This is a genomic window from Rahnella perminowiae, from assembly GCF_019049755.1.
Classification (GTDB): Bacteria; Pseudomonadota; Gammaproteobacteria; order Enterobacterales; family Enterobacteriaceae; genus Rahnella; species Rahnella perminowiae.
In genome coordinates this window covers 1-6,508 of the sequence record NZ_JAFMOS010000374.1, presented here as the reverse complement: position 1 = coordinate 6,508, position 6,508 = coordinate 1, and the positions used below count along the sequence as shown (strand labels likewise).

General features: G+C 46.0%; 4 protein-coding genes. All 4 read left to right on the top strand.

Annotated features, from left to right (window positions below):
• Window positions 1-1,018 precede the first annotated feature (1,018 nt).
• A complete protein-coding gene (locus J1785_RS04635; RefSeq protein ID WP_217138376.1) occupies window positions 1,019-2,347 on the top strand; it encodes an NAD(P)/FAD-dependent oxidoreductase in 1,329 nt (442 codons plus the stop codon).
• Window positions 2,348-2,420: 73 nt separating this feature from the next.
• The gene (locus J1785_RS04630) at window positions 2,421-3,521 is read left to right on the top strand and encodes a mandelate racemase/muconate lactonizing enzyme family protein (RefSeq protein WP_049132097.1); all 1,101 of its coding nucleotides are present in this window, start codon (window positions 2,421-2,423) and stop codon (window positions 3,519-3,521) included.
• Window positions 3,522-4,078: 557 nt separating this feature from the next.
• Window positions 4,079-5,719: an FAD-dependent oxidoreductase gene (locus J1785_RS04625; RefSeq protein ID WP_217138375.1), complete on the top strand. Its 1,641-nt coding sequence runs from the start codon at window positions 4,079-4,081 to the stop codon at window positions 5,717-5,719.
• A 2-nt stretch (window positions 5,720-5,721) separates the two neighbouring features.
• Window positions 5,722-6,508: pyridoxal-phosphate dependent enzyme (locus tag J1785_RS04620; protein ID WP_217218914.1), on the top strand; the 787-nt coding region annotated here is incomplete at its 3' end.

The window sequence follows — 6,508 nt, the reverse complement described above, 5'->3', positions numbered from 1 at the left end:
ATGTAAGTCTTTCTCAAATGACTCACCATTATTTGAAGTTGAAAGTAGGATTTTGTTTATTTCAAGCAAGTCATATACATTTGGAGTCCGGTTGTGGATTTCCATATGGTCGCTCCCCCGCTAATTGAATTGCTGAATGTTGATTTCACTTCGGTCAATCGTTCTGTGATTTCAGTCTATAACGGTTATTTAGTACGAGAGAAATAACTTTTATGAGGATTACCTATATTGTTTCTTTTGATCAGTCCTTCATACTCAATAACTACTGAAAACTATGCTTCTATACTTGGGTACTGTTAGAGATGCTAGATTCTGTGCCGTCAGGAGGTCATAGCTCACAAGCGATTAAGATGCTTAGCAATATGCCGAACTCGGACGGCAGCACGATACAGCTCATGATATATGTATCCGATGTTTACCAGAGGCCGCTTTGTTTGAATCCGTAAGGACAGGCTGCAGGTCAGTTCAGTAAACCAGCCTGTCTCCATCAGTAACATGCATGCCGAACCCAGGGATATTGTGGAGGCCGATACCAGCTGAGTGGTGATTGTCCTATGCGCAAAAGCTGAAGATGTCGCAAGAGTCTATCATGAGATCGAGAAAACGAAATCGCGGATAAGTGCATTGAACAATGAAGGTACCAGAGCGAATCCGGAAAATCTGACGCGCCATTATGCCAGCTCAATGCAAGGTGCTTAAAGGATTTTCCTAGAGAGTGGGTCGTTCGTTCTGCGCCAATAGCATACGTATGCCATCACGTTGCTGCCGGTCGTAAGCCAGATAAACATCGGAATAAGCACTTAAGGCACCCGAGCGTGAAAAGATAGAAGCCCGTTTACTAAGCGTGCTGACCCCAAGTCATCTTGAAATTTATAGAATCCTTTTCATCGATGTGAATTGATGCGCGAGACACACTAATGTCGTGCGTCTGGACTGATTTATTAATCCTTCATTTCATGGTTTTTATAGATAGGTCTGCTCATCTTAATTTATAAAAAATTCTCACCTGGGAGTAAGGATGTCGATTTTTTCAGGTTTACTTAATGCACAGCGAAGCCATTTTGCCGGAAAGGAGAATGCCCTTGCCTCGTCAATGTGGTTTGCTACTGCGGGTGAGTCCGTGGTAACTAAGCCATTAAATAGCAGCGCAAATGTCGATGTATTGGTGATAGGGGGAGGGATCAATGGTCTGACGGCAATGCTACAGCTTACAAAACTCGGCGTTGATGCAATGTTGATCGAGGCCGGTGAGTTTGGGGAAGGCGCATCTGGTCGAAATGCGGGGATGGTGAATCCAGGGCAATTTCTTGGCCCCGATGAGATAAGAGCAATATTAGGCGTCGAGTATGGCGATATCTTTGTTGATGAGCTCAGCAAAGGACCTGATTTGGTCAAAGAAATCCTTATCGAACATGATATTAATTGTTATGCAGATTTTCGTCCGGTCATCCGCGCAGCGCATGATACTAAAACTGCTCAAATGCTTCATCGTCAGGTTAAGCTTTGGTCTGATTTAGGCCAGCCTGTAGAGATTCTTGAAGGGAATAAACTCTTTGAAATTACGGGCTCACAGCGTTGGAAAACAGCCTTAATGGACTATAGGGGGTTTACTATTCAACCGTTGGCTTACGTTCGAGGATTAGCTAATGCTGTACTCAGAAAGGGGGGGCAACTTTACCAAAATGTTCGTGCCACCTCCCTTAGCAGAGAGGGGGCTGATTGGATTGTTTCTACTGTAGAGGGACATCCTATCCGAGCTAAAAAAGTCATTATGGCTACAAACGCTTACACAGGTTCTTTACATCCCGCATTTGCGCAAGCCCTTGTCACCTGTGGTGCATTTGGGGTTGCCACTTGTCCTTTGGACAAAAAGTTGCGAGGCCTCATTTTACCCTCAGGCCACTCTCTCTACGATACTCACAAGATACCGCTTTTTTTGCGTTATGACCCCGAGGGGCGATTGATGATTGGTTCACTGGGCAATCTTTCTGACGACAGTAGACGTTCGATAGAAGCTTGGGGGAAGCGGGTTTTGAAACGCCTGTGGCCTCAACTTCCCGCACCACAATGGAGCCATGTTTGGCAGGGGACAATTGGGTTGACGAATCATCATCTTCCCAGATTGTTATCACCAGAAGACGGATTAATTGGAACGATAGGATGTAATGGTCGCGGTATAGCAGCAAATAGTTACTTTGGCCGAATGGTGGCGGATATAACAATGGGGCGAAAGGTGGCTCGCCCACTTCCTATTGAAAAGCAGGCACCAAGAGCATTCAAAGGCCCTCAGCAGGATGGGTTAGATCTTGCCATGCGCCTTTACCGTAATACTTTCCTTCTTGACTGATTTTTTGGGTATGGGGAAGAAATGTGCATTATTTATTATACCGTTATCAATAAAAGACCCGGAGGTAAATAAAATGAAAATCGTCAGAATTTCAGGCTTTGCGGTTAAGTATACAGTGCGTAATGGTGGATTTCGTCTGTCTGGAGGGCGAAAGTTTACTGAGTTCCCAAGTCTGATACTCCGAATTGATACTGATGAAGGGATCAGCGGGTGGGGGGAACATGCTTCCTCGGCTCAATATATGGTGGCATTGCATTCAGGTGCAATTGGCGCACTTTCCGAAATAGGTCCTGAACTGATCGGAGCCGATCCGCGCCAGCTTAAAGTTATCCATAACATCATGGATAGAGCGGTAAAAGGTCACCAGTATGCGAAAACAGCGGTCGATATAGCTTGCTGGGATATTGCTGGAAAGGCTGCGGGGTTGCCTATTGCTGACCTCCTTGGCGGGATACAGCAGAAAGAATTCCCAATGCTCAAAATGGCAGTAATGGATGAACCTGAAATTATGGCTGCCAGTTGCCTTAAATTAGCCGATGAAGGGTTCCGTACGGTACAAATCAAGATTGGTAATGATTGGCGCGCTGATGTTGAACGTGTAGAAGCCTGTCTGGAAGTTGCTCCAAAACTAGATCGTCTGGTTGTGGATGCAAACGCTAATTATATGCCACATGAAGCACTTTCTCTTTTAAATGCATTAGGGCCTAGGGATTTTATTCTCGAACAACCTTGCCGAACATTAGAGGATAATTTATCAGTGCGCCGCCGCATCACTCAGCCAATGGTGCTGGATGAATCTTTGGACAGCATTGATGCGGTATTCCGCGCACACAAGGAGGATGGATTTGATTTAGCAATGCTTAAACTTAGTCGATTTGGCGGGATACTCCCCTTAAGTCTGGTGCGCGATTGTTGTGTTGCCTGGAATCGACCTGTGACAATCGAAGATATGGCAGGAGGCGGTATTATTGCGGCAGCGTCAGCGCATCTTGCTGCGAGTACACCAGCGAGTCATTTGGCAGCTGGCTCATTCTGTACTGCCTACGTCGAGCAGACCTATACGCTGGGCGACTGGCCACAAGGGGCTATCGGACGACTCCCTTCTGATAATCCTGGGCTTGGTATTGATGTCGACTTAGAGGCGCTGGGAGAGCCAATATTTATTTACGAATAATTAATCCAGGTTCCAAATAGAGAGATGAGTCATCGCGAGATACTCAGCCGCTAATCCTTGGTAAGACAGGCTAATCACCTGATTGTCTTCAGGTGATGGTGCTTATTTCAAAAAGATAACGGTATTGGATGGCGTTTAAAATGCAACGTATCCTATTTTGGTCTTGTGATGAGATTATTTTTTATATAAGTAAATATGATGACAGGCGAGTAAGGGTTGACTATTGAATCTCTACTCACCCACCTTTTCTTATGTTTATGCATAACGTACATAATAATAACTTATGCCATTACGCTTTTTAAAATTAATCTTTAAGGATGCAGTAAGGTTAAAGTGGCCTTTACGCTAATAATACCGTGAGGTTTGTTTTATTAGTGCGCCATACGCATTAGTGCCGTGCTTGTTTTTGAATATCTAACTCAACGTAAAAATGTAATATTTGAGCTCAGGAGTTATTAACTAGGCAGCAATATGTGCTTATTTAAATGCTCATATTACTAATTGAAAGGCACCCCATAATACAAAGTAATTAAAATTCACATTTCGAGGAACAAACGATGAGGCCAGTGAAAACTACCGGTGAGGATTACGATGTCATTGTGGTTGGGTCCGGTGCCGCAGGGATGACCGGGGCACTCGCACTGGCTGTGGCTGGTCTTAAAGTGGTTGTTTTAGAGAAAAGCCATTTTGTCGGTGGCACCAGTGCAATGTCTGGCGCTGATACCTGGGTAGCAGCTAACCATATTGCTAAGGCTGAAGGCGTTCAGGACAGCCCGGAAGAAGCGCTGGCTTATATTGAAAATGCACTGGAGAGTGAAGGTTCATCACGCTTTCGGGATCATTGGAAGGCTCTTTGTGACAATGGGGGGGCTATGCTTCAAATGGTGATGAATAATTCGCCGCTTGATTTCAGATTGACTCCCGCCCCGGACCCTATTGATGTTAAAGGTGCCAAAGCATATGGGCGAAATCTCTCGCCTATGGTTCTCCCGCGTCGTCTTGCCGGGCCTTACGCCAGGAGAATTCGGCCTTCAACTTTACCTCATCTTTTTACCTTTCAGGAGATGTTTACTCCAAATCCATGGTCCAGGCCGTTCTATACAATCTGGAAAATGTGGCCTGAATTAGCTCGCAGATTACTGACTGGCCAAAGAGGGCAAGGCTCAGCGCTTATGACTGGTTTGATAGCAGGGTTTATTGCAAAAGGTGGAGAACTGCGCACCGAACAAAATATAGCCGAACTTTTGACACAAGAGGGGGCGGTGGTCGGTGTGCGGTTGAGTGATGGAAAAGAAATCAATGCCCAACATGGCGTATTAATAGCCAGTGGTGGATTTGAATGGGACCCAAAACGGTATAAGAAGCATTTTGCAGGCAAGACTGATTGGCTATGTACACCTGATTCCAATACCGGCGGCGGACTTACACTTGCAGAAAAGGTGGGCGCTGCATTGGATCAGATGACTGAAGCCAACGTACATCCTGCTTTACCCGTTCGCTATGAAGGGCGAGCGCATGGTATGCCAGTAGCATGGCATGTAGGGCCTAGCGGCATAATCGTCAATGCTTATGCCAAGCGTTTTGTGAGTGAATATGACTACAACTTAGGCGCTGTACTTAATCAGCGAGACCAAAGTGGCAATCCTCTTCATTTACCCGCCTGGGTAATCTGCGATCGGCCCTTTATCTATAGGAATTTGCCATTCGCATGGTATGCATTTCGTGCAAAAGGATGGATTCGAAAAGCGCCAACACTGTCGGCTTTAGCAAAAAAAATTGGTCTCGATCCGAAAGCGCTTGAAGATACTGTTGATACTTTTAACCACTATTGCAAACAAAATTTTGATCCTGATTTTCACCGAGGCGAGGCGCTCTGGGAGCGCATGCGTTCGGGGAACTGGAAAGCTGGCGAAAAAAACTTGTCGCTCGGAGGAATTGGCAAAGGGCCTTATTACGCAATGCCGATTAATCGCTCAATCCTTGGCACAAAAGGTGGCTCATTAACCAACGCAAAAGGACAGGTCCTTTCAACCACCGGTGATGTTATTCAGGGGCTTTATGCGGCAGGTAATGTGATGGCCAATCCAATTGGAAGTCGTGCCATAAGTGCTGGCACGACAATTGGACCGCACATGACGATGGGCTACGTATGTGCACAATCGATTATTTCTAAAACACTTTCTTATATAAAGGAATAAAGATGCATATCTTCGAAAACACAGACGGTTATAGCAGAGTGTCGCTCGCACAGTTCCCGACTCCTTTGCAGCGACTCGACAGACTATCTGAACATCTGCGGCATGAGATTTGGATGAAAAGAGATGACCTGACGGGCTTTGCCGGAGGAGGTAACAAAGTTCGTAAACTCGAATTTCTTATGGCTGAAGCATTGAAGCAAAAAGCTACGGCGGTAATCACTGTTGGCGCATTGCAATCAAATCACGCGCGCCAAACTGCCGCCGCTGCCGCTCGTCTGGGATTGGCATGCACTTTAGTTCTGGCTGAAGCCGTTGCTGGCCGAACAGATGCCTATGCCAATGGGGGGAATCTTACGCTGGACCGCCTGGTGGGTGCTGTCATAAAACGCGTACCTGCGGGGGAAGATGTGAACACTGCGGTTAATCAGGCTATTACAGACTTAGAAGCTCAGGGACATAAGGTTTATGTCGTTCCTCTGGGCGGCTCAAATATTATTGGTGCTCTCGGCTATGCAGTTGCCGGACGGGAGATTGAAGATCAAGCGCGGGCAGTTGGTCTTATAAATCCAACAATCATTACCGGGTCAGGATCTGCAGGTACTCAGGCGGGACTTATTTTAGGAACGGATATGCCGGTTCTGGGAATATCCGTTGCTGCAAACGAATCAGACTTGAAGTTAAAAATTTCCCAGATAGTAAATGAAGGCAGTGAATTAGCACAATTTCCAAATGCTGATAAAAAAGAGATAAATGTTGATGATCGCTTTGTGGGGGCAGGGTATGGGCAGC

What these genes read in the sequence shown, in the direction of transcription:
- J1785_RS04635 (WP_217138376.1), top strand. Translation starts at nt 1,019, where the DNA reads ATGTCGATTTTTTCAGGTTTACTTAATGCACAGCGAAGCCATTTTGCC.
- J1785_RS04630 (WP_049132097.1), top strand. Translation starts at nt 2,421, where the DNA reads ATGAAAATCGTCAGAATTTCAGGCTTTGCGGTTAAGTATACAGTGCGT.
- J1785_RS04625 (WP_217138375.1), top strand. Translation starts at nt 4,079, where the DNA reads ATGAGGCCAGTGAAAACTACCGGTGAGGATTACGATGTCATTGTGGTT.